This window comes from Azospirillum picis (assembly GCF_017876115.1).
In the GTDB taxonomy this organism is placed as follows: domain Bacteria; phylum Pseudomonadota; class Alphaproteobacteria; order Azospirillales; family Azospirillaceae; genus Azospirillum; species Azospirillum picis.
This window is the reverse complement of the sequence record NZ_JAGINO010000009.1, coordinates 1-21,743: the sequence shown is the minus strand read 5'-3', so window position 1 is coordinate 21,743 and position 21,743 is coordinate 1. Positions and strand designations below refer to the sequence as shown.

The 21,743-nt window shown below is 68.9% G+C and carries 21 protein-coding genes; 11 read left to right on the top strand and 10 right to left on the bottom strand.

The window, feature by feature from the left end; genetic code table 11:
• The first annotated feature begins 164 nt into the window (after positions 1-164).
• Positions 165-1,883, top strand: coding sequence for an NAD(+) synthase (nadE, locus tag J2850_RS13920; protein ID WP_209982597.1), 1,719 nt, complete (start codon positions 165-167; stop codon positions 1,881-1,883).
• Here nadE and J2850_RS13915 read toward each other — a convergent pair.
• The gene (locus J2850_RS13915) at positions 1,828-2,397 is read right to left on the bottom strand and encodes a hypothetical protein (protein WP_209982595.1); all 570 of its coding nucleotides are present in this window, start codon (positions 2,395-2,397) and stop codon (positions 1,828-1,830) included. The genes nadE and J2850_RS13915 overlap by 56 nt on opposite strands.
• A gap of 136 nt (positions 2,398-2,533) precedes the next feature.
• Positions 2,534-3,202, bottom strand: a complete 669-nt coding sequence (gene elbB, locus J2850_RS13910) for an isoprenoid biosynthesis glyoxalase ElbB (RefSeq protein ID WP_209982593.1) — start codon at positions 3,200-3,202, stop codon at positions 2,534-2,536.
• A 184-nt stretch (positions 3,203-3,386) separates the two neighbouring features.
• Here elbB and gltX point away from each other — a divergent pair, with 184 nt between their 5' ends.
• The 7 genes from gltX (at position 3,387) to purL (ending at position 12,781) form a co-directional block, all read left to right on the top strand.
• The gene (gltX, locus tag J2850_RS13905) at positions 3,387-4,730 is read left to right on the top strand and encodes a glutamate--tRNA ligase (RefSeq protein WP_209982591.1); all 1,344 of its coding nucleotides are present in this window, start codon (positions 3,387-3,389) and stop codon (positions 4,728-4,730) included.
• A gap of 26 nt (positions 4,731-4,756) precedes the next feature.
• Positions 4,757-6,133 (top strand): cysteine--tRNA ligase, encoded by a 1,377-nt coding sequence (cysS, locus tag J2850_RS13900; protein WP_209982588.1) that lies wholly within the window; start codon positions 4,757-4,759, stop codon positions 6,131-6,133.
• A 279-nt stretch (positions 6,134-6,412) separates the two neighbouring features.
• Positions 6,413-6,844: a DoxX family protein gene (locus J2850_RS13895; RefSeq protein ID WP_209982586.1), complete on the top strand. Its 432-nt coding sequence runs from the start codon at positions 6,413-6,415 to the stop codon at positions 6,842-6,844.
• A 115-nt stretch (positions 6,845-6,959) separates the two neighbouring features.
• The gene (locus J2850_RS13890; protein WP_209982584.1) at positions 6,960-8,330 is read left to right on the top strand and encodes a TldD/PmbA family protein; all 1,371 of its coding nucleotides are present in this window, start codon (positions 6,960-6,962) and stop codon (positions 8,328-8,330) included.
• A 210-nt stretch (positions 8,331-8,540) separates the two neighbouring features.
• Complete coding sequence (locus tag J2850_RS13885) at positions 8,541-9,767, top strand: ammonium transporter (protein ID WP_209982582.1); 1,227 nt, start codon at positions 8,541-8,543, stop codon at positions 9,765-9,767.
• A gap of 102 nt (positions 9,768-9,869) precedes the next feature.
• Entirely contained in the window at positions 9,870-10,559 is a 690-nt protein-coding gene (gene purQ / locus J2850_RS13880; RefSeq protein WP_209982580.1) for a phosphoribosylformylglycinamidine synthase subunit PurQ, read from the top strand.
• Positions 10,556-12,781: a phosphoribosylformylglycinamidine synthase subunit PurL gene (gene purL, locus J2850_RS13875; protein ID WP_209982578.1), complete on the top strand. Its 2,226-nt coding sequence runs from the start codon at positions 10,556-10,558 to the stop codon at positions 12,779-12,781. Before purQ ends, purL begins: the two co-directional genes overlap by 4 nt.
• Positions 12,782-12,926: 145 nt before the next feature.
• Here the strand turns inward: purL and J2850_RS13870 are convergent, their stop codons facing one another.
• From J2850_RS13870 to J2850_RS13860, 3 genes are all read right to left on the bottom strand, one after another.
• Positions 12,927-13,613 (bottom strand): DedA family protein, encoded by a 687-nt coding sequence (locus J2850_RS13870; protein ID WP_307354418.1) that lies wholly within the window; start codon positions 13,611-13,613, stop codon positions 12,927-12,929.
• Positions 13,614-13,689: 76 nt separating this feature from the next.
• Positions 13,690-14,130 carry a hypothetical protein gene (locus tag J2850_RS13865; protein WP_209982574.1) on the bottom strand — a complete coding sequence of 147 codons (441 nt, stop codon included), beginning with the start codon at positions 14,128-14,130 and terminating at the stop codon, positions 13,690-13,692.
• Positions 14,131-14,233: 103 nt separating this feature from the next.
• Positions 14,234-14,743: a putative toxin-antitoxin system toxin component, PIN family gene (locus J2850_RS13860; RefSeq protein ID WP_209982908.1), complete on the bottom strand. Its 510-nt coding sequence runs from the start codon at positions 14,741-14,743 to the stop codon at positions 14,234-14,236.
• Positions 14,744-14,877: 134 nt separating this feature from the next.
• On the opposite strand from J2850_RS13860, the gene J2850_RS13855 reads away from it, so the two are divergent.
• A complete protein-coding gene (locus tag J2850_RS13855; RefSeq protein ID WP_209982572.1) occupies positions 14,878-15,237 on the top strand; it encodes a response regulator in 360 nt (119 codons plus the stop codon).
• Between the two features lie 5 nt (positions 15,238-15,242).
• The gene (locus tag J2850_RS13850; RefSeq protein WP_209982570.1) at positions 15,243-15,875 is read left to right on the top strand and encodes a chemotaxis protein; all 633 of its coding nucleotides are present in this window, start codon (positions 15,243-15,245) and stop codon (positions 15,873-15,875) included.
• Positions 15,876-15,974: 99 nt separating this feature from the next.
• Here J2850_RS13850 and glyS read toward each other — a convergent pair whose 3' ends face one another.
• The 4 genes from glyS to J2850_RS13830 form a co-directional block, all read right to left on the bottom strand.
• On the bottom strand, positions 15,975-18,062 hold the full coding sequence (gene glyS, locus J2850_RS13845; RefSeq protein ID WP_209982568.1) for a glycine--tRNA ligase subunit beta: 2,088 nt from the start codon (positions 18,060-18,062) through the stop codon (positions 15,975-15,977).
• A 5-nt stretch (positions 18,063-18,067) separates the two neighbouring features.
• Positions 18,068-18,964: a glycine--tRNA ligase subunit alpha gene (locus tag J2850_RS13840; protein WP_209982567.1), complete on the bottom strand. Its 897-nt coding sequence runs from the start codon at positions 18,962-18,964 to the stop codon at positions 18,068-18,070.
• 114 nt (positions 18,965-19,078) lie between these two features.
• The gene (locus J2850_RS13835; protein ID WP_246513079.1) at positions 19,079-19,363 is read right to left on the bottom strand and encodes a hypothetical protein; all 285 of its coding nucleotides are present in this window, start codon (positions 19,361-19,363) and stop codon (positions 19,079-19,081) included.
• 123 nt (positions 19,364-19,486) lie between these two features.
• Positions 19,487-19,930: a hypothetical protein gene (locus J2850_RS13830; protein ID WP_209982563.1), complete on the bottom strand. Its 444-nt coding sequence runs from the start codon at positions 19,928-19,930 to the stop codon at positions 19,487-19,489.
• Positions 19,931-20,249: 319 nt separating this feature from the next.
• Between J2850_RS13830 and J2850_RS13825 the strand changes: the two genes are divergently transcribed.
• Positions 20,250-20,849: a GNAT family N-acetyltransferase gene (locus J2850_RS13825; protein ID WP_246513062.1), complete on the top strand. Its 600-nt coding sequence runs from the start codon at positions 20,250-20,252 to the stop codon at positions 20,847-20,849.
• 528 nt (positions 20,850-21,377) lie between these two features.
• Here the strand turns inward: J2850_RS13825 and J2850_RS13820 are convergent.
• Positions 21,378-21,743: hypothetical protein (locus J2850_RS13820; protein ID WP_425514133.1), on the bottom strand; the 366-nt coding region annotated here is incomplete at its 5' end.

Here is a 21,743-nt window from a genome sequence, read left to right as displayed (position 1 = left end):
TACTAAACGGCGAATCAGACGCCTTCATTTCACCAGTTCGTATCCTGCTCGTTGCGTTTACGAGACGATCTGCGGCGAGTGGCGGCTTTGACTGTGGACCGGGGCCTGATACGGTTGCGCGGGATTTGCCCGATCCGAAGCACCCCGAAGAGGGAGCCGCCGCCATGACCGAGAGCATCCATGCCGGAAACCCGGCTGCCGACCGCCTGTCGATCGCGCTCGCCCAGATCAACCCAACGGCAGGCGATCCTGCCGCCAACGCCGACCGCATCCGCATCGTCCGTGCGGAGGCCGCGGCGCGCGGCGCCGATCTGGTCGTCTTTCCCGCCGGGGCACTGCCGGGCGTTCCCGCTCTCGACCTGCTGCGCAAGCCGGCATTCCTCGACGCCGTGGAGTCCGCGGTGCGGATGCTGGCCGCCGAAACGGCGGACGGCGGGCCGGCGCTGCTGGTCGGCGCCCCGTGGCGGGACGGCGGCCAACGGTACAATGCCGGACTGCTGCTGGATGCCGGACGGATCGCCGCCGTTCGTTTCCAGGCCGAACTGAACGGCGCGCCCGACGACGATTGTTTCGACTGCGGTCCGATGCCTGGGCCGGTCAATGTCCGCGGCGTGCGCATCGGCCTCCTGATCGCCGGCGATCTCGCGAGCGCCGACGTGGCGGAAACGCTGGCGGAGAGCGGGGCCGAACTCCTGGTCGCGCTGCTCGCCGAGTCCTTCACGCCGGGCAGCCACGACCGCCGCCTGCAGGCGGCGGTCAGCCGGGTGGTCGAATGCGCGCTGCCGCTGATCGCCGTCAATGCCGCCGGTGGCCAGGACGAACTGGTCCATGACGGCGGCAGCCTCGCGTTGGCCGTGGGTGGACGGCTGGCGGCGCAGGCGCCGCTGTTCGCGGAGCATCTGCTCCTGACCCGCTGGCTGTGCGGCGACGGCGGGCAATGGGAATGTTCCGAGGCCGAAACGATGCCGCCAGTCGAGGGAACGGAGGCGCTCTACTGCGCCCTGGTGCTCGGGCTGCGCGACGTCGTGTCGAAGCGCCGCCTGCCGGGCGTGGTGGTCGGCTTGACCGGCGGCCCCGAGTCTGCGCTGGTCGCCGCCCTTGCCGTGGATGCGTTGGGAGCCGACCGGGTCCTGGCCGTCCGGGCGCCGCTTCCGGCTGGCAGCCGGCGCGGCGACGCGCTGGGCGAGGAGCTCGACGACACGGCGGAGATCGTCGGGCTTCTCGGATGCCGCCTCGACAACGTGGCGTTGGGACCGGTGGTCAAGGCCGTGGACTCGCTGCTCGCCCCCGCCTTCGCCGGGCGGCAGGCGGGCGTGACGGAGGACCGGCTGCACGCGCGCGTGCGCGCCGCCACCCTGGCGGCGCTGGCGGAGCGGATGGGGGCGCTGCTGCTCTCGGCGGCCGACCGCAGCGACCTGGCGCTCGGCCTTGCCGACGACGATTCGGGAAGCGGCTACGCGCCGCTGAAGGACGTCGCCAAGAGCGGGATCCTCGAATTGGCGCGCTGGCGCAACATCCACCAGCCGCCCGGATCGCGCGGGCCGGCCGGCCGGGTGGTGCCCGACCGGGTGCTGGCGCGTGCCGGCACCGGCCCGGTCTGGCGGGACCTTCCGCCCTTGCCGGTGCTGGACGACCTGCTCGCCTGCCTGCTCGGGTCGGACCTGTCGGCGACGGAGCTCGCCGCCCGCGGTCATGCGGCCGAGACGATGGACGAGGTCTGGCGGCTGATCCTGGGCGCCGAGGCGCAACGCCGCCGCGCACCTCCGGGACCGCTGGTGGCCGGGCGTGACCTTCGGCGCGACCGCCGGTTCCCGGAGGGTGTCGGGCCTACGCCGCCTCGGTCAGCGCCAGATGCGGGCGACGGACGATCGACTGGATGGTGAAGGGGGCCCGGACGCCGCCGTTGAACAGCTCGGCGCATTCCAGCGCCTTCAGCACCCGCTCTTCCGGAGGCTGCCCGACGGTGGAGGCGAGCGAGCCGAGCGCGTAATCCGAGCCGCAGCCGATCGCGTGGAAGCCGCGGACCGCCTCGCCGACCTGATAGTCGGACTGCACGGTGAACAGCCGGCCGTCGCAGCCGACCATGAAGGTCCCGCCGGTCTCGACCTCGTTGGACCGGTGGGCGTAGCCGCCGTCCTTCAGGCAGTTTCGCACGGAGTCGACGAAATCGACGACCATGTAGCGGAAGAGGTCGGTGTCCGGCTCGCGCTCCGGCACGTCCAGCCGGTAATGAAGGAGCTGGCCCATGCGGAAGGAACTGGTGAAGCCGATCAGGCAGTCGCCGTTGCGGAACACCTTGGTGTCGGCACGCACGGTGATGTCCAGGCCGTTGACGCCGGCGCTGTCGCCGCCCATCCACACGCGGTCACCATCCACCAATCCCACAATGCAGGTCATCGCCAGCCCTCACCCTTGAAAATAGAAACCGGGGACAAGGGTGTGGGAGGGTGGTTAATGAATTCTTTCACCATGCTGTAGCGTGGCCGGTGACAAAAGAGGTGGAAATACCTCTTTCGTCGCCGGCTCATCTTGCTCAGCGTGCAAGGTCGACCAGAGCCTTGACCGTATTCTCCGCACCCTCGGCGATCTGGACCAGCGTGGCGTCCAGCATGTAGCAGGGCGAGGTGACGACCTTCAGCCCGCTGTCGACGACGATCTCGCCATGGCCGGTGGTGCGGTGCACCGCCCCCATCGCCTCCAGCGCGGCCACGGTGCCGGGATCGTTGCCGATGGTCAGCTCGACCCCCTGCTGGCCCAGGATCTTGGCGAGGATGGCCGGGGCGATGCACAAGGCGCCGATCGGCTTGCCGGCCGCCCGCATCGCGGCGACCGCAGCCACGACCTGCGGATTGACCGAGCAGTCCGCCCCCTTGAAGGCGAAGTCGCTGAGGTTCTTGGCGGCGCCGAAGCCGCCGGGGAAGATCAGCGCGTCGACGTCGCCGGCCGAGAACTCGCTCAGCGCCGTGATCTTGCCGCGGGCGATGCGGGCCGATTCGACCAGCACGTTGCGGCCCTCGCCGGCCTCCTGGCCGGTCAGGTGGTTGATGACGTGGGCCTGGGGGATGTCGGGGGCGTAGCAGATCGCCTCGGCGCCGGCCTTGGCGATCGCCAGCAGCGTGCAGACCGCCTCGTGGATCTCCGTGCCGTCGTAAACGCCGCAGCCCGACAGGACGACGCCGATGCGCAAGCTCTTCTCCGCCATGGGATGTCTCTCCGGAATAGGGTTGCCGCCAAGCTACCGCAGGCCGGCGTCTTCGCCTACGGGCCTTGCGGCCGCAGCATCCGCGCTGTTGCCGCGATGCATCGCTGGTCCTCCGCACGGCTTTCGGAGGCGCACCCGCCGTGCTAGGACTGGCCGCCCGTCAGTCCTCCACGCGAGTCCCGCCATGTCCACCGCCGTCCGCTTCGCCCCCAGCCCGACCGGCCGCATCCATGTCGGCAACGTGCGCCAGGCGCTCGTCAACTGGCTGTTCGCGCGCAAGACCGGCGGCAGCTTCATGTTCCGGCTGGACGACACCGACGAGGAGCGCTCGACCCCGGAGTTCGCCGACGCCATCGCCCGGGACCTGACCTGGCTCGGCCTGACCTGGGACCGCTTCGCCCGGGAAAGCGACCGCTATGCCCGCTATGACGAGGCGGCGTCGGCGCTGAAGGCGGCCGGGCGCCTCTATCCCTGCTACGAGACGGCCGAGGAGCTGAACCTCAAGCGCGCCAGCCTGGTGTCGCAGGGCCGCCCGCCGATCTACGACCGTGCCGCCCTGCGTTTGACCGACGCCGACCGCGCCCGGCTCGAAGGGGAAGGGCGCAAGCCGCATTGGCGCTTCAGGCTGGACCCGACGCCGGTGGAATGGACCGACCTCGTCCGCGGCCCGGTGCGCTTCGAGGGTACGGCGCTGAGCGACCCGGTGCTGATCCGCGAGGACGGCCGGCCGCTCTACACCCTCACCAGCGTGGTGGACGACGCCGACTTCGCGATCACCCACATCATCCGCGGCGAGGACCATGTCGCCAACACCGCGGTGCAGGCCCAGATCTTCGAGGCGCTGGATGCCGCCGTGCCGGCCTTCGCCCATCTGCCGCTGCTGACCGATGCCGGCGGACAGGGACTGTCGAAGCGGCTGGGCAGCCTGTCGGTCGGCAGCCTGCGCGACGAGGAGGGCATCGAGCCGATGGCGGTCAACAGCCTGCTGGCGAAGCTCGGCACCTCCGACCCGATCGAGGCGCGGCTGACGCTCGACGAGCTGGTGGCCGAGTTCGACCTGTCGAAGATCGCCCGCGGCACGCCCAAGTTCGATCCGGAGGAACTGGGCCGCCTGAACGCCCGCATCCTGCACCTGACCCCCTTCGCGGCGGTGGCCGGCCGGCTGGAGGCGCTGGGCCTGGCCGGCGCCGACGACGCCTTCTGGGAAGCGGTCCGGCCAAATCTGGCGCGGCTGGCGGATGTCCGCGACTGGTGGGCGGTGACCCATGCGCCGGTGACGCCGGTGGTCGGCGACGCCGGCTTCCTCGCCCGGGCGGCGGCGCTGCTGCCGGAGGAGCCGTGGGACCTCGGCACCTGGAGCGCCTGGACCAATGCGGTGAAGGCGGACACCGGCCGCAAGGGCAAGGAGCTGTTCCTCCCGCTGCGCCGTGCGTTGACCGGGCGCGAGCATGGACCGGAGTTGAAGAACCTGCTACCCCTGATCGGACGCGCGCGGGCGCTTCGCCGCCTCGCCGGAGAGACCGCGTAATCCTTCTTTTCCCGGGAGTTCGGATCGTGCCGTTGGACCTCTACAACACGCTGACCCGCCGCAAGGAGCGCTTCGAGCCGCTTCGTCCGGACCATGTCGGCATGTATGTCTGCGGCCCGACGGTCTACGACACGGCCCATATCGGCAACGCCCGGCCGGTGGTGGTGTTCGACCTGCTGTTCCGGCTGCTGTCGCGGCTCCATCCGGCGGTGACCTATGTCCGCAACATCACGGACGTCGACGACAAGATCATCGACCGCGCCCGCGACAGCGGGGAGCCGATCGACGCGCTGACCGCGCGCACCACCGGCCTGTTCCATGCCGACATGGACGCGCTGAACGCCCTGCGCCCGACCATCGAGCCGCGGGCGACCCAGCATATCGGGCAGATGATCGCGCTGATCGCGACGCTGATCGAGCGCGGCAACGCCTACGCCGCCGAAGGGCACGTGATGTTCTCGGTGCCGTCGATGCCCAGCTACGGCCAGCTCTCCCGCCGCTCGCTGGAGGACATGATCGCCGGCGCGCGGGTCGAGGTGGCGCCCTACAAGCGCGACGCGTCGGACTTCGTGCTGTGGAAGCCCAGCAGCCCAGACCAGCCCGGCTGGGACAGCCCCTGGGGCCGCGGGCGGCCCGGCTGGCACATCGAGTGCTCCGCCATGGCCAAGGAGCATCTCGGCGTCACCTTCGACATCCACGGTGGCGGGCTGGACCTGATCTTCCCGCATCATGAGAACGAGATCGCGCAGAGCTGCTGCGCCAACGGCACCGACCGGCTGGCCCGCTTCTGGGTCCACAACGGCTTCGTGACCGTCGAAGGCGAGAAGATGTCGAAGTCGCTCGGCAACTTCTTCACCGTCCATGAACTGCTCGACGAGTTCCCCGGCGAGGCGATCCGCCTGACCCTGCTGAGCGCCCATTACCGCCAGCCGCTGGACTTCACCCGCGACGGCATCCGCCAGGCCAAGGGCACGCTCGACCGCTGGTACCAGGCGCTGCGGGGCGACCCGGCGCCGCTCGACCAGGACCTGCCGTTCGACGTGCTGGCGGCGCTGGAGGACGACCTGAACAGCCCGCTCGCCATCTCCCACCTGCACGAGCTGGCGACGGCCGTGAACAAGGCGAAGAGCGATGCGGAGAAGGCGGCGGCCAAGGGCGCGCTGCTCGCCGCCGGCCGCCAGCTCGGCCTGCTGCTGCAGGAGCCGGAGGCCTGGTTCCGCTGGGCGCCGAAGGGCGGGACGCAGGGGTTGAGCGACGAGGCGGTCGAGCAGCTCATCGCTGGCCGCAAGGCGGCGCGCGCGGCGAAGAACTTCGCCGAGGCCGATCGCATCCGCAAGGAACTTGCCGACCAGGGCATCATCCTTGAGGACGGCCCGCAGGGCACGAGCTGGAAGCGCGGATAGGTTTATCGGCCGTTCCCGTAAAGGGCTGGTTTTACCCCCTCCTAACCTCCTCCGCTGGGCGGGGGAGGGACTGCCGCCGCTTTTCCCGACAAGCACTTGCCCCCTCTCCCGCCCAGCGGGGGAGGGTCGGGGAGGGGGAAAGGAGGGGCTCTTCGTTGTCCATATACACGCAACAATTCATCGCCATCTCCGCGGATTATCCCGCTCGCCGATCCGTCTAATCTCCTCTTCAGACAAACGCGGCCCTCACCGGCCACCCTGATCGAGGAGATCCAGACAATGATCGACATCAACACCGCCTCTTACGCCGCCTTCCTGCTGCGCGTCGGCCTCGGCCTGCTGTTCCTGGCCCACGGCCTGGTGCTGAAGGTGCTGACCTTCACCGTGTCCGGCACCGTCGGCTATTTCGAGAGCATCGGCTATCCCGGCGTCTTCGCCTATCTGGTGATCCTCGGCGAGATCGGCGGCGGGCTGCTGCTGGTCGCCGGCGTCTATACCCGCTGGATCGCGCTGGCCCTGCTGCCGATCCTGATCGGCGCCACGCTGCAGCATGCCGGCAACGGCTGGGTCTTCAACGCGCCCGGCGGCGGCTGGGAGTTCCCGCTGTTCTGGACGCTGCTTCTCGTCGTGCAGTCATTGCTGGGCGACGGCGCCTTCGCCCTGAAGATCCCGGCGGTGAACGCCCCGGCGGCCCGGCACGAAGCGGCCTAAGCGGCGATCGCCCTCCGCGGTGGCGTGGGGCAGGGGAAGGGGCAATTCGTCTCTTCCCCGTTCCGCGTCGCCGCCCCATTTGATAGACAAGAACGGAGACCAACCGGAGAGCCTGATGACCGTTTCGCCGCAAGACCAGCACCGGACGGACCCGTCCGGAGTCCTGAACCTGCTGGACGACCTCATCGCCAAGGCGCGCACCGCCGGGGCGGATGCCGCCGATGCGGTGCTGTTCGACAGCGCGTCGGTGTCCCTCGCCCAGCGGCTGGGCAAGACCGAGAAGCTGGAGCGGTCGGAATCGGGCGATCTCGGGCTTCGGGTGTTCATCGGCAAGCGCCAGGCCATCGTGTCCTCCACCGACCGCAGCGCCAAGGCGCTCGACGAGCTGGTGGAGCGGGCCATCGCCATGGCCCGCGTGGTGCCGGAGGACGGCTTTGCCGGCATCGCCGATCCGGCGCAGCTCGCCCGGACCTGGCCCGACCTCGATGTTTGCGATCCTGAGGAGCCGGCGGCCGAAACGCTGATCGAACGCGCGCGAATCGCCGAGGAGGCGGCGCTGGCGGTGGATGGCGTCACCAATTCCGAAGGGGCGGATGCCGGATGGAGCCGGTCGACCATCGCCATCGCCGCCTCCAACGGCTTCGCCGGCAGCTACGGCGTGTCGCGCCAGTCGCTCTCCGCCTCCGTCATCGTCGGAACCGGCACGGGGATGGAGCGCGACTACGACTATGACAGCAAGGTCTACGGCGCGGACCTGCGCGACGCCGCGGCGATCGGCCGCGAGGCCGGCGAGCGTGCCGTGCGGCGGCTGAACCCGCGCCGGGTCAAGAGCTGCAAGGTTCCGGTGGTGTTCGATCCCCGGGTTTCCCGCGGACTGCTCGGGCATCTGACCGGTGCGATCAGCGGCCCCAGCATCGCCCGCGGCACCAGCTTCCTGAAGGACAGGATGGGGCAGCGCATCTTCGCGCCGTCCATCACCATCGTCGACGACCCCCACGTCAAGCGCGGCCTGCGCTCCCGCCCCTTCGATGCGGAGGGCGTCGAAGTCAAGCGGCGCACCCTGATCGAGGATGGAGTGCTGACGACATGGCTGCTCGACCTGCGCTCCGCCCGCCAGCTCGGCCTGCAGACCACCGGCCACGCCGCCCGCGGCACCTCCGGCCCGCCCGGCCCGGCCCCGGCCAACGTCTACATGGCCGCCGGTGCGCGCAGCCGTGCCGACATGCTGGCGGAGATCAAGGACGGCTTCTACGTCACCGACCTGATGGGCATGGGCGTCAACGGGGTCACCGGCGATTACAGCCGCGGTGCCGGCGGCTTCTGGATCGAGAACGGCGAGATCACCTATCCCGTCAACGAGATCACCATCGCCGGCAACCTCAAGGACATGTTCCTGAACATGGAAGCCGCCGACGATCTCGAACTCCGCTTCGGCATGGATGCGCCGACCGTCCGCATCGACGGCATGACCATCGCCGGCATGTAGGCCGCGGCATATAGGCGTACCCTTGTCGGCGCATCTTCGCTGGCACCATTCTTGCGCTTATAGCGGGCGGCACTGACAGGGGCCGCCCGCTTTTTGTGCTGCATTTCGGCCACTCCGCCTGTGCAAACGTCAGCCGAGCCATTGCGCAAATTTGCCTTATCTGTTAGCAATTCGCCGCTTTTTTGAGCGCAATGCTGAAGGTTTGTGCAAATGGACGCTGGGAAGACGGGTGGCGACGTCCTTTTCGTGCTGATGGGCGCCGTGATGGTGCTGGCGATGCATTGCGGCTTCGCCCTGCTGGAGGTCGGGACGGTCCGGCGCAAGAACCAGGTGAACGCCCTGGTGAAGATCCTGTCGGACTTCGCGATGTCGACGATCGCCTATTTCTTCGTCGGCTATGCCGTGGCCTATGGGATCGATTTCTTCGCCGATGCCCACACGCTGGTCGGCAAGGGTGCGGGCGGTTTCGCCGCCTACGGCTACGACCTCGTCAAGTTCTTCTTCCTGGCGACGTTCGCCGCCGCTGTGCCGGCCATCGTTTCGGGCGGCATCGCCGAGCGCGCCCGGTTCTGGCCGCAGGCCGGCGCCACGCTGGCGCTGATCGCCCTGTTCTATCCGCTGCTGGAAGGCACGGTGTGGGGCACCCGCTTCGGGCTGCAGGGCTGGATGGCCGCGACCTTCGGCCAGCCCTTCCACGACTTCGCCGGGTCGGTGGTGGTGCATGCCTTCGGCGGCTGGGTGGCGCTCGGCGCGGTGCTGAACCTCGGCAACCGCCGCGGCCGCTACCGCAGCAACGGGTCGCTGGTCGCCATCCCGCCGTCGAACATTCCCTTCCTGGCGCTCGGCGCCTGGATCCTCTGCGTCGGCTGGTTCGGCTTCAACGTCATGAGCGCGCAGTTCCTCGACGGCGTGTCGGGACTGGTCGCGCTGAACTCGCTGATGGCGATGGTCGGCGGCATCCTCACCTCGCTGGTCATCAGCCGCACCGATCCGGGCTTCGTCCACAACGGCGCGCTGGCCGGCCTGGTCGCGGTCTGCGCCGGCTCCGATGTGATGCATCCGCTGGGGGCGCTGGTCACCGGCGGCGTCGCCGGCCTGCTGTTCGTCTGGGCCTTCAACAAGTGCCAGATCGACTGGAGGATCGACGACGTGCTCGGCGTCTGGCCGCTGCACGGGCTGTGCGGCCTGGCCGGCGGCCTGCTGGCCGGCGTGTTCGGGCAGGAGGCGCTGGGCGGGCTGGGCGGGGTGTCGGTCGCCGGCCAGATCGCCGGCACGCTGGGTGGGGCGGCCTTCGGCTTCGCCTCCGGCCTCGCGGTCTACGGCCTGCTGCGGGTCACCGTCGGAATCCGCCTCGATCCCGAGCAGGAGTACAAGGGCGCCGACCTGTCGTTGCACCACATCACCGCGTACCCGGAAGAGGACGCGCCGACGGCCTGAGGTGCTTTTTTCGCGGACCGCCGCCCCTTGCTTTGGCAGGGCGGCGGCTTTAGTGTCCGCCGCGAACACCTTCCCCTCACGACGCCGGATTTTGACCGCCCCATGAAGGCCGCCATCGTCGTTTTCCCCGGCTCCAACCGCGAACGCGACGCCGTCGCCGCGCTGGAGGCCGTCAGCGGGACCAAGCCGCATCTGGTCTGGCACCGCGACACCGAACTGCCCAAGGTCGACCTGATCGTCGTGCCCGGCGGCTTCTCCTATGGCGATTACCTGCGCTCCGGCGCCATGGCGGCGCATTCGCCGATCATGCGCGAGGTCAAGGCGCGGGCCGACCAGGGCGTCCGGGTCCTCGGCGTCTGCAACGGCTTCCAGATCATCACCGAGGCCGGGCTGCTGCCCGGTGCGCTGATGCGCAACGGCGACCTGAAGTTCGTCTGCCGCGTCCAGCATCTGCGGGTGGAGAACACCGACAGCCCCTTCACGAAGAAATACGCGAAGGGCCAGATCGTCCGCTTCCCCGTGGCGCACGGCGACGGCAACTACTGGACCGACGCCGAGACGGTGAAGCGGCTGGACGGCGAGGGGCAGGTGGCCTTCCGCTACGTCGGGGACGACGCGCGGACCGATCCGCGCGGCAACCCGAACGGCTCGGTGTCCGACATCGCCGGCATCTTCAACGCCAAGCGCACCGTGCTGGGCCTGATGCCGCATCCCGAGGACGCGGTGGAGGCCCTGCACGGCAACACCGACGGCAAGCCCATGTTCGAAGGTCTGGTGGAGGCCCTGTCGTGAGCGCTGAAGCTACCAGGGCGCAGGAGCGTCCGGTCACCGCCGAACTCGCCAAGGAGTTCGGCCTGTCCGCCGAGGAATACCAGAACGCCCTGGACATCCTGGGCCGCACCCCGACCTTCACCGAGATGGGCATCATCTCGGTCATGTGGTCGGAGCACTGCTCCTACAAGTCGTCCAAGGTCTGGCTGAAGACGCTGCCGACCACCGGCCCGCAGGTGATCTGCGGCCCCGGCGAGAATGCCGGCGTGGTCGACATCGGGGATGGCGACGCCGTCATCTTCAAGATGGAGAGCCACAACCACCCGTCCTACATCGAGCCCTACCAGGGTGCCGCGACGGGCGTGGGCGGCATCCTGCGCGACGTGTTCACCATGGGCGCCCGCCCCATCGCCAACATGAACGCCCTGCGCTTCGGCTCGCCCGACCATCCCAAGACCCGCCATCTGGTGTCGGGCGTGGTCGCCGGCATCGGCGGCTACGGCAACTGCGTCGGCGTGCCGACCGTGGGCGGCGAGACCAACTTCCATCCGGCCTACAACGGCAACATCCTGGTCAACGCCATGACCGTGGGTGTCGCCAAGACCGACAGGATCTTCTATTCGGCCGCCGCCGGCATCGGCAACCCGGTCGTCTATGTCGGATCCAAGACCGGCCGTGACGGCATCCACGGCGCCACCATGGCCTCGGCCGAGTTCACCGAGGATTCGGAGGAGAAGCGCCCGACCGTGCAGGTCGGCGACCCCTTCACCGAGAAGCTGCTGATCGAAGCCTGCCTGGAACTGATGGAGACGGACGCCATCGTCGCCATCCAGGACATGGGTGCCGCCGGCCTGACCTCCTCCTCGGTCGAGATGGCCGGCAAGGGCGGGCTGGGCATCGAGCTGACGCTCGACAGCCTGCCGATGCGCGAAGAGGCGATGACGCCCTACGAGATCATGCTCTCCGAAAGCCAGGAGCGCATGCTGATCATCCTGAAGCCCGGCCGCGAGGAGGTGGCGAAGGCCATCTTCGACAAGTGGGAGCTGGACTTCGCCGTCATCGGCCACCTGACCGACACCGGCAACCTCGTCATCAAGATGTATGGCGAGACCTGGTGCGACATGCCGATCGCCCCGGTGTCGAACGCCGCCCCGGAATACAACCGCCCGTGGGAGCCGACGCCGAAGGCATCGGACGTCGACGACAGCGTGTTCGACGGTTATTCCGAAAGCCTGGGCGACACCCTGACCAAGCTGTTCGGCTGCCCCGATCTGGCCTCCAAGCGCTGGATCTGGGAGCAGTATGACAGCCTCGTCGGCGGGGACACCCGCTTCATGTCGGGGCAGGCCGACGCCGCGGTCGTCCGCGTGCCGGGCCAGACCAAGGCGGTGGCGATCACCACCGACTGCACCCCGCGCTACTGCCTGGCCGACCCGGTCGAAGGCGGCCGCCAAGCGGTGGCCGAGGCGTGGCGCAACCTGTCGGCGGTGGGCGCCCTGCCGCTCGCCATCACCGACAACATGAACTTCGGCAATCCCGAAAAGCCGCGGATCATGGGCCAGTTCGTCGGCGCCGTGCAGGGCATCGGCGAGGCCTGCAAGGCGCTGGACTTCCCGGTCGTGTCGGGCAACGTCTCGCTCTACAACGAGACCAACGGCGAGGCCATCCTGCCGACCCCGGCCATCGGCGGCGTCGGCATCATGCCGGACGCCATGATCGCGGCCGGCATCGCCTTCCGGAATGAGGGCGACGTGATCCTCGCGGTGGGCGAGACGAAGGGCCACATCGGCCAGTCGATCTTCCTGCGCGAGATCCTGGGCCGGGAAGAGGGTGCCCCTCCGCCGGTCGACCTGGCGGTGGAGCGCCGCAACGGCGATTTCGTCCGCGGCCTGATCCATGAGGGTCTGGTGGTGTCGAGCCATGACGCGGCCGACGGCGGCCTGATCGTCACCATCGCCGAGATGGCGCTGGCCGGCGGCATCGGCGCCTACCTGACCGGCTTCGACGGCCAGCATGTCCGCACGCTGTTCGGCGAGGACCAGGGCCGCTACGTCCTGGCGGTGCGGCCGGATGCGGTGGCTGCGGTGCAGGAAAAGGCGAAGGCGGCCGGTGTTCCGGTCTCCGTGCTGGGCGAGACCCGCGGCACGGCACTGTCGGGCCGCGGTGGCGACATCGTGTCGCTGAAGCGCCTGCGCGAGGCCAACGAGGGCTGGCTGCCCGCCTACATGTCGGCGGAGCTGTAAGGGGCGCGGGGAGGGGCTGCCCCCTCCCCAACCCTCCCTCGTCTTTGGCGGTGGAGGGGACTGCCGCCGCGTTGCAGAAGGCACCCTCTCCCACCGTGGGTGGGGGAGGGTCGGGGTCGGGCAGGAACCTGGGAGCGCCGCGGTGTTACTCGGCCGCGTTCGCCGAGGCGAGCGCGCGGCGGCGGACCCAGCGGAAGCTCTTGACGGCGATGAACAGGGCACCGATCGCCAAGCCGGTCAGCAGCAGGATCTTCGGGCCGTCCTCGCCGATCGCGGCGGCGGCCTCACCGAACAGGTAGCCGGCCCCGGCGAAGCAGCAGGCCCACAGGCCGGCGGCGATGAAGTTCCAGAACAGGAAGCGCGACCACGGCATGCGCGAGGTGCCGATGGCGACCGACGCGATGTTCCGGACGCCGTAGAGGAAGCGGAAGACCAGGATGAAGGCGACGCCGTACTTCTCCAGCCAGCGCAGCACGCGGCTGGCATGCACCTCGGCGGAGGGGAAGCGGGCCAGTGCCTTGGCGCCCCAGCGGCGGCCCAGCCAGAACCAGACCTGATCGCCCATGAAGCTGCCGATCCAGACGGTGCCGACCAGCCAATAGAGATTGATGATCCCCAGCTTGGCGCCCATGCCGCCGAAGATTACAAATGTTTCACCTTCAAAGAAGGCCCAGACAAAGGCCAGCGGGTAAAAGGCGTTCCCCCACTCCTGCAACCAATTGATCCAGTCCAAAGACCCCTCCGGGAGACGACGCAAACAGGTTCGGCTGGCCCGGCGGCGCCTTTTCGCCGCATTATTGTGCGTTGCGGCATAATTGGCGTGGGCTGGCACCGATCATGACATAAAGCCGGGACGCTTGTCTCGGAAACTTTATTGGCGAAGAATCTGCCCGATTGTGGGACCCCGATCAGAAATCCTCGCCCGACAATTCACCCACGGCTTGACGTGCCGCACGCAGCAGCGCCGGGTTGGGCTCGCGGGCATCCCCGTCCTCTTCGCCACCGTCGCCATCCTCGCCCGCTGGGGCAGCCCGCCGCTTGAGCTCGCGCGCGGCCTCGATCAGCAGATGCGCCAGCCGCTGGTCGGGCAGAGCCTGTACGAGCGCGCGCAGCTCCGGGTTCGACAGCGCCGCCGGGTCGAAGGCGGGCGGTGGCGCTGGCGGGGGGAGGGGGGCCGGTGGTGCCAGCGGCAGCGGCACAACCCCTGGGTCCGGCCGTGGCGGTACGGCCTCGTGAACCATGTCCACGGCGACCGGCGCCGCGATGCTGGAGGCGCGGGACCGGCGGGCCGGCTTGCGCGTCGGCGCCGTTTCCGGCAGATCGTCGAACAGAAGCCGTTGGACGCTCATCGCTGCAGATGCTCCCTGCGCTCCACCATGGTGGCCGCTCCTTTCGGCTGCGGACGGCCACGTTTACGTTCACTCGCGGTTTGCGATGTGTTCTCTTTTCATTCTAGAAATCGCGCCCGGTTTGTCGAGTGGAATCTCCAGGTCCCCCGGATTGCCCTACCGCCTCCAGGAAGCGTTCCGGCCTGAGAACCCGCGCTTCCCCAACCCGGCGGACGGAGAGGAGCTGGCGGTCGACGGTCACCAGCCAGGGAACCGCACCGCCGGCCGCGGCGGCCAGGAACATGTCGTCCTCCGGGTCGCGGCACAGGCGCCCGACCGGGGCGGGATCGACCAGGGTGGTCTCGCGGGCGATCGCGTCGAGGAAGCGGCGGCGCTCGGCGGGGGCGACGTAGCGATCGAAGCAGGACCGCATCAGCACCATGTCCAGTTCCGCCAGCGTGGCGCGGGTCCCTACCAGCCCGCCGCTGCCGCGCACCCGGTCGACGCAGCGGCGCAGGGCGTCGTGCCGCCTGGCCGTGGCCGCCCCGAGCAACGCATAGGCGACGAGGATGTTGGTATCCAGGACCGCGCGCGTCGGAGCGGCATCCCCGGCGTCCGGCGCGGCGGCCGGCATGTCCGGCAAAGTTGGTCTTGAAGGCACTGATTGGGAACTTTTCCGACGGTGTTGAGCGTATGTTGTGGGAGCGGGCGCTTTGATGTAAGAAGCCGCCAAGGTGTCGAAAGTTTTTTTAAGACGGACAATACGGCATGACCAGCATCCTCGTCGTCGACGACAGCCGGTTGGCGCGCAACATGGTTTCCAGCGTCATCGCCGCCCTGCGGCCCGACTGGACCATCGTCACCGCGGCAAGCGGCGACGAGGCATTGCAGATTGTCGGCGAGGTGTCGCCGGTCGCCGCCATCGTCGACTACAACATGCCGGGCATGGATGGGCTGGTCCTGGCGGAACGCCTCAAGGAGCGGTTCGGCGGCCTGCCGATCGGCCTGCTGACCGCCAACGTCCAGGACGTGCTGAAACGCAAGGCCGAGGCGCTGGGCATCCGCTTCATCGCCAAGCCGATCACCTCCGACAAGATCCGCGAGTTCCTAGCCGCAGCCGGGCGGTGACCCCGATGGCCGATCCCGCCGAACCGCCGGGGGACCCCCTCCGCCTCGATCCAGACGACGCCGACGCCATCGCCGAGCTGTTCAACATCGGTATGGGGGAGTCGGCGGCGGCCCTCAGCTCCATGTTGGGGGAGGAGGTGCACCTGTCGGTGCCGTCCTTCGCGATGTCGACCCGCGCCCTCATCACCGATGAGGTCGGCGGGGACCTCGACGGCGATGCCCCGGTCTGTGCGGTGCGCGGCGCCTTCACCGGACCCTTCACCGGCGAGGCGATGCTGATCTTCCCCGAGCGCAGCACGCTGGCGCTGGTCGGCCGGCTGATCCCCGTCGATCCGGCGGCCGAGTCGCCGGGCGAGGTGGAACAGGACGCGCTGACGGAGATCGGCAACATCATCCTGAACGGGTGTCTCGCCAGCCTGTCGAACCTGATCGGCGGCGAGCTGTCGGGCGCCGTGCCGGGCTATGGCGCCGGCGCCCCGGCGGCGGTGATCGGGTCGGCCACCGACCCGGTGCTGTTCGTGCGCATCGACATGGCGCTTGCCGGCGGCGATGCCCGCGGGCATGCGCTGTTCCTGCTGGACATCGCCTCTCTCGACGCCTTCCGCGAGGCGATCAGGCGGGTGGTGGCAGGGCTGTAGGGGAGAGTTGGCCCCTCTATCCCTCCGCCGCTTCGCAAGAGGCACCCTCTCCCGCGTAGCGGGGGAGGGTCGGGGAGGGGGCCGACGCCCCCCCACCGATCACCCTTCGATCTTTGAGAACTCGGCCACCGCGTTCAGCGTCGTGCGGATCTGCGTCAGCAGGCGCAGGCGGTTGGCGCGCAGGTCCCTGTCGTCGGCATTCACCGTGACCTTGTCGAAGAAGGCGTCCACCGGGCCGCGCAGCTTCGCCAGAGCCGCCATGGCGCCGGTGAAGTCCTCCGCCTCCAGCCGCGGCCTGGCCGTGGCCGACGCCTCGTTCAGCGCGGCGAACAGCGCCGTCTCCTCGTCCTGGACCAGGCGGGCGGCGTCGACCGGCTGGTCGAAGCTTGCGCCGTCCTTCTTCTCCTCAATGCGGACGATGTTGGAGGCGCGCTTGTAGGCCGCCAGAAGGTTGGCGCCCTCCTCGGAGCCGACGAAGGCCTGCAATGCCTTCACGCGGGCCAGCAGCCGCACCAGGTCGTCCTCGCCGCCCAGCGCGAACACCGCGTCGACCAGATCGTGACGGACGCCCTGCTCGCGCAGCACCACCTTCAGGCGGTCGGCGAAGAAGCCCATCAGGTCGCCACCGACGGCGTCGGCCGCCGCGAAGCCGCCGACCTTGTAGGCCCCATGGGCCGCCGCGAACACCTGCGACAGCGACAGCCGCAGCCGATTCTCCAGCACCAGACGGATCACGCCCAGTGCTGCGCGGCGCAGGGCGTACGGGTCCTTGGACCCTGTCGGCTTCTCGTCGATGGCGAAGAAGCCGACCAGCGTGTCGATCTTGTCGGCCAGCGCCACGGCGACCGACACCGGCGCGGTCGGGCAGCCGTCCGAGGGGCCGAGCGGCTTGTAATGGTCGGCGATGGCGTTCGCCACCGCCTCGCTCTCGCCCTGGCCGAGCGCGTAGTAGCGGCCCATGATCCCCTGCACCTCGGGGAACTCGCCGACCACCTCGGTCACCAGGTCGGCCTTGCACAGCAGGGCGGCGCGGCTGGCGGCGTCGGCATCGGCACCGATGGCGCGGGCGATCCCGGCGGCCAGACCCTGCACGCGGGCGACCTTCTCGGCCACCGTGCCCAGCTTGGCGTGGAAGGTGATCTTCTCCAGCGCCGGGACCCGTGCCTCCAGCTTGGTCTTGCGGTCCTGGTCCCAGAAGAACTTGGCGTCGGACAGACGGGCGCGCAGCACGCGCTCGTTGCCGGCGACCACCGCCTTGCCGCCGTCCAGCGTCTCGGTGTTGGCGACGACGATGAAGCGCGGCGCCATCCTGCCCGCGGCGTCGAGCGCCGCGAAATACTTCTGGTGCGTGCGCATCGAGGTGATCAGCACCTCCGACGGCACGTCCATGAAGCTCTCGTCGATGCCGCCCATCAGCACGACCGGCCACTCGACGAGGCCTGCGACCTCCTCCAGCAGCGCGTCGTCGGGGGAGAGGGTCAGCCCCTCGGCCGCCGCCAGCGCCTCGGCATCAGCCTTGATCTTGGCCTTGCGCTCCTCGCGGTCGAGCATGACCTTGGCGGCGCGCAGCTTCTCCTGGTAGTCGGCGAAGCTCTCGACCGTGATGGCGTCGGGCGCCAGGAAACGGTGGCCGCGGGTGCTGTTGCCGAAGGCGATCCGGCCCTGGGTGCCGCCGATGTCATAGCCGCCGTCGAGCACCCGGCCGCCGAAGACGGCGATGATCGAGTGCAGCGGGCGCACCCAGCGCACGGTGCCGGTGCCCCAGCGCATCGACTTCGGCCAGGGCAGTTCGGCCATCGCGGCGGGAATGATCTCCGCCAGCACCTCGGCGGTCTCGCGTCCCTTCTTCTCGGTCACCGCGAAATAGAAGACGCCCTTGCCGGTGTCGCGCTGCTCGCACTGGTCGAGGCTGTCGAGGCCGGCCGACTTCAGGAAGCCGGCGACCGCCTGTTCCGGCGATCCGACGCGCGGACCCTTCTTCTCCTCGCGCACGTCGGCGGTGCGCTCGGGCAGCCCGTCGACCACCAGGGCCAGACGGCGCGGGGTGGAGTGGGCCTGGGCGCCGGTGAAGGTCAGGCCGTTGGCCGACAGCTTGTCGGTGACGAGGCGCTTCAGGTCGTCGGCGGCGCGCGCCTGCATGCGCGCGGGGATCTCTTCGGAGAAGAATTCGATCAGCAGTTCGGTCATCGGACTCACTTGGCCCCCGTCCAGGCTTCGCAGCAGGCCTTGGCCAGCGCACGCACGCGGCCGATGTAGGCGGCGCGCTCGACGACGCTGATCACGCCGCGGGCGTCCAGCAGGTTGAACAGATGCGACGCCTTGATGCACTGGTCATAGGCGGGCAGGGCGAGATTCTGCGACACCAGCGCCTGGCACTCGGCCTCGGCGTCCTTGAAGTGCTGGAGCAGCATGTCGGTGTTGGCGAACTCGAAATTATGCTTCGAATATTCGATCTCGGCGCGCTTGAAGACGTCGCCGTACTTCACGCCCTGGCCGTTGAAGTCGAGGTCGTAGACGTTCTCGACCCCCTGCACGTACATGGCCAGCCGCTCCAGCCCGTAGGTCAGCTCGACCGCGACGGGATCGCACTCGATGCCGCCGACCTGCTGGAAATAGGTGTACTGGGTCACTTCCATGCCGTCGCACCAGACCTCCCAGCCGAGGCCCCAGGCGCCCAGCGTGGGGCTTTCCCAGTCGTCCTCGACGAAGCGGATGTCGTGCAGCGCCGGGTCGATGCCGATCGCGCGCAGGCTTTCCAGGTACAGCTCCTGCGCGTTGGCCGGCGAGGGCTTCATGATGACCTGGTACTGGTAATAGTGCTGCAGGCGGTTCGGGTTCTCGCCGTAGCGGCCGTCCTTCGGGCGGCGCGAGGGCTGGACATAGGCGGCCTTCCAGGCGTCGGGGCCGAGCGCGCGCAGCGTGGTCGCCGGGTGGAAGGTGCCGGCGCCGACCTCCATGTCGTAGGGCTGCAGGATGACGCAACCCTGCTCGGACCAGAACTGGTGGAGCTTGAGGATCAGGGCCTGGAACGACAGGCCGCGGCGGTCGGCGGAGGTTCCGCCGTCGGAAGTCCCGATCTGGGAGGCCATGGACGGTCCACAATGAGAAGTGTTGAAACGCGCCGCACGATAGGCGGGCGCACTCGTCAAATCAAGCCGCAGCGCGGCAAATTCGGGGCGGCGGGGCGGCGGACCGCGGTGGCGTCAGCGGCCGTAGGGGCAGGCCGGCCGGCCGCAGGACACCGCGGAACGCGGGGCGACATAGGCGCCGCATTCGGGGCACTTCTCCATGTCCTCCGCCTCCATGGCGACGGGAGAGGAGCCGGTGTCGCGCCGGGCCGGACCGTTTCCGGCGCCGCCCGCCATGCCCGCGCGCCGACGCGCGGCGCCGCGTTCGCGGCCCACCGCCTGTACGCGGTTGATCCAGCGCCAGCCGTACCAGACGACGCCGATCACCAGCGCCAGAACCAGAATCTTGGACAAGGACATCATCACGCGAAACCCGTCTGCTCCCAGGGGGCATTCAGCCCGCGGGCGGCGGGAAGTCAAGGAAATAGGACATGCGCAGGCGGGGTGGGGGCCGTCCGCGTGGAACAGCCCCCGCGCCGTTCCTTACTTTGCCGTCACGGCCGGGCGCCAGTTGTAGACCGGGGTGATGCCATAGGTGCGGGTCATGTCGGCCTGGCGCAGGCTGCGCACCACCACTTCGGCGCCGGAGGCGACGCGGATGTCGGTGCCGAGCAGGCCGCAATCCTCCGGCACGACGTTCATGCACTGGGTGGCGTCGACCCGGGTCAGCACGATGTCGAAGGGCAGGCCGTTGCGGGCGTAGACGCTGAGGATGCCGGGGGCGGAGGTGGCGGTGCGCAGGGTCACCACGCCGGCCGGCAGGGCACGGTCGCTGTCGGCCGTCGGCCGCTGGTTGTGGCTGTCGTCCCACACCGGCTGGCCGTTGGCGTCCAGCTTCGACTGGGCAGCGGCTCCGCCGCTCCACCCAGCCAACATCGCTCCGCTCACCGCCGCCAGCGCAAGGGCCGCCATCCGAAACCGCAACATCGCTGTACTCCGTTCTTGTCGATGTTCTTCTTGCCGGACCGGCCGCCACCCGTCGGGCGGCGGCCGGAGGCAGAGGCCTTATATGGGAAGCAGGCTTGGCCGTCGCCTTACCCCAGACAGCCTATGGTGTTCCGCAGGGAGACCCGGAAGGATGTCCAGAAGGAGGCAACGACAGATCGCTCTGGACCGGGACGGGATGCTTGTGAATGATGGCACCTCCGCCCGTTGATGAATTGGCCGGCGTCATTTCTCTTCGGTTGCGGACGTGGTGGGCTGAAAATGCTCCTGGGCGGGGGCGAAGCAGAAGGTGTTCTCGTAGATGGTCGCGCTTGTTGACAGTGAGTCGAGACAGTCCACAATCGTGTCCATGGAAGTGCCGGTCCTGGAGACGCCCCGCTTGATTCTTCGCCCCACCAGGGCGGAAGACTTCGACAACTGGGCGTCGATGATGGCGGACCCGCAGTCCGTGGAGTATGTCGGCGGCGTCCAGTCACGGCCCCTCGCTTGGCGGGGCTTCGTCGCCGTGGCCGGAGCCTGGATGGTTTATGGCCACTCGATGTTTTCGGTCATCGAAAAGGAGACCGGCCTCTGGGTCGGGCGCGTCGGCCCATGGATCCCTGATGGGTGGCCGGGGAACGAGGTCGGATGGGCCATCATGCGCGAGCGGTGGAGGCGTGGCTATGCCGTAGAGGCCGCGACTGCCGCGATCGACTGGGCGTTCGAAACGCTGGGATGGGATGAGGTGCTTCATACCATCAATCCCCGCAACCTGGCCTCCAAGGCGGTGGCGCGCCGTCTCGGCGCCCGTATGACCGGCGTGGCTCCGCTTCCCGAGCCGATGCCGCAGCCTGAGGCGGAATTCTGGCGCCAGACCCGTGAGGAATGGCGTGCACGTCGGTCGGCAGGCAGGTCGGCCTGACGGACCGATGATCCCGCGACCGCCAGTGCGGCAGCACCGGTGGACGGGCGGCTCTCACGCCGATCCGGTCGCGTCCGAGCCGGCCAATCCCCTGTTGTCGTCCCTCGTTCGACGTTGACGTTCGTCCTGCCGCGACGCTGATATGGAGCGGCTTCGCGAAGGTCCGTCGTCTGAGGATGTTGGGCATCACAGGGAATTAAATTTCTCCCGCTGGTCGCATCCCTAACTTTTTGTTGGCATTTTCTGTGATTGCCTATGCTAGCGGTCATGCCAAAGCACCCCTTTAGTCGCAATCCCATTGGCATGCCGGCGGAGGAGGCCAACCATGGCCAAACAAAAGGCACTTGAGCTAATTACGCGCCTAGCTACGGACAACGATTTTCGTAATGCGTTGAATTCGGCCAGCGCCGCCGACAAGCAGGCTATTCTCGCTCAGAATGGTTATTCCGGGATGACGCCGGAGGATGTCCGTGGCGCCGCGGCCGAGGCATTCACGGGTCTGACTGGCAACACTGGTGTAAGCAGCGATCACGCTGTCGAATCGGTTGCATTCGCCGCGTCGATGTCGATGCTTGCCGGCACCGCGGCACCTGCGGCGTCCGCGTCGATGTCGATGCTTGCCGGCACCGCGGCACCTGCGGCGTCCGCGTCGATGTCGATGCTCGCCGGCACCGCGGCACCTGCGGCGTCCGCGTCGATGTCGATGCTCGCCGGCACCGCGGCACCTGCGGCGTCCGCGTCGATGTCGATGCTTGCCGGCACCGCGGCACCTGCGGCGTCCGCGTCGATGTCGATGCTCGCCGGCACCGCGGCACCTGCGGCGTCCGCGTCGATGTCGATGCTCGCCGGCACCGCGGCACCTGCGGCGTCCGCGTCGATGTCGATGCTCGCCGG

What these genes read in the sequence shown, in the direction of transcription:
- glyS (WP_209982568.1), bottom strand. Translation starts at nt 18,062, where the DNA reads ATGACCGAACTGCTGATCGAATTCTTCTCCGAAGAGATCCCCGCGCGC.
- J2850_RS13855 (WP_209982572.1), top strand. Translation starts at nt 14,878, where the DNA reads ATGACCAGCATCCTCGTCGTCGACGACAGCCGGTTGGCGCGCAACATG.
- J2850_RS13860 (WP_209982908.1), bottom strand. Translation starts at nt 14,743, where the DNA reads ATGCCGGCCGCCGCGCCGGACGCCGGGGATGCCGCTCCGACGCGCGCG.
- J2850_RS13850 (WP_209982570.1), top strand. Translation starts at nt 15,243, where the DNA reads ATGGCCGATCCCGCCGAACCGCCGGGGGACCCCCTCCGCCTCGATCCA.
- J2850_RS13915 (WP_209982595.1), bottom strand. Translation starts at nt 2,397, where the DNA reads ATGACCTGCATTGTGGGATTGGTGGATGGTGACCGCGTGTGGATGGGC.
- J2850_RS13840 (WP_209982567.1), bottom strand. Translation starts at nt 18,964, where the DNA reads ATGGCCTCCCAGATCGGGACTTCCGACGGCGGAACCTCCGCCGACCGC.
- elbB (WP_209982593.1), bottom strand. Translation starts at nt 3,202, where the DNA reads ATGGCGGAGAAGAGCTTGCGCATCGGCGTCGTCCTGTCGGGCTGCGGC.
- J2850_RS13895 (WP_209982586.1), top strand. Translation starts at nt 6,413, where the DNA reads ATGATCGACATCAACACCGCCTCTTACGCCGCCTTCCTGCTGCGCGTC.
- J2850_RS13865 (WP_209982574.1), bottom strand. Translation starts at nt 14,130, where the DNA reads ATGAGCGTCCAACGGCTTCTGTTCGACGATCTGCCGGAAACGGCGCCG.
- J2850_RS13825 (WP_246513062.1), top strand. Translation starts at nt 20,250, where the DNA reads ATGGTCGCGCTTGTTGACAGTGAGTCGAGACAGTCCACAATCGTGTCC.
- gltX (WP_209982591.1), top strand. Translation starts at nt 3,387, where the DNA reads ATGTCCACCGCCGTCCGCTTCGCCCCCAGCCCGACCGGCCGCATCCAT.
- J2850_RS13890 (WP_209982584.1), top strand. Translation starts at nt 6,960, where the DNA reads ATGACCGTTTCGCCGCAAGACCAGCACCGGACGGACCCGTCCGGAGTC.
- purQ (WP_209982580.1), top strand. Translation starts at nt 9,870, where the DNA reads ATGAAGGCCGCCATCGTCGTTTTCCCCGGCTCCAACCGCGAACGCGAC.
- J2850_RS13830 (WP_209982563.1), bottom strand. Translation starts at nt 19,930, where the DNA reads ATGTTGCGGTTTCGGATGGCGGCCCTTGCGCTGGCGGCGGTGAGCGGA.
- nadE (WP_209982597.1), top strand. Translation starts at nt 165, where the DNA reads ATGACCGAGAGCATCCATGCCGGAAACCCGGCTGCCGACCGCCTGTCG.
- J2850_RS13885 (WP_209982582.1), top strand. Translation starts at nt 8,541, where the DNA reads ATGGACGCTGGGAAGACGGGTGGCGACGTCCTTTTCGTGCTGATGGGC.
- J2850_RS13835 (WP_246513079.1), bottom strand. Translation starts at nt 19,363, where the DNA reads ATGTCCTTGTCCAAGATTCTGGTTCTGGCGCTGGTGATCGGCGTCGTC.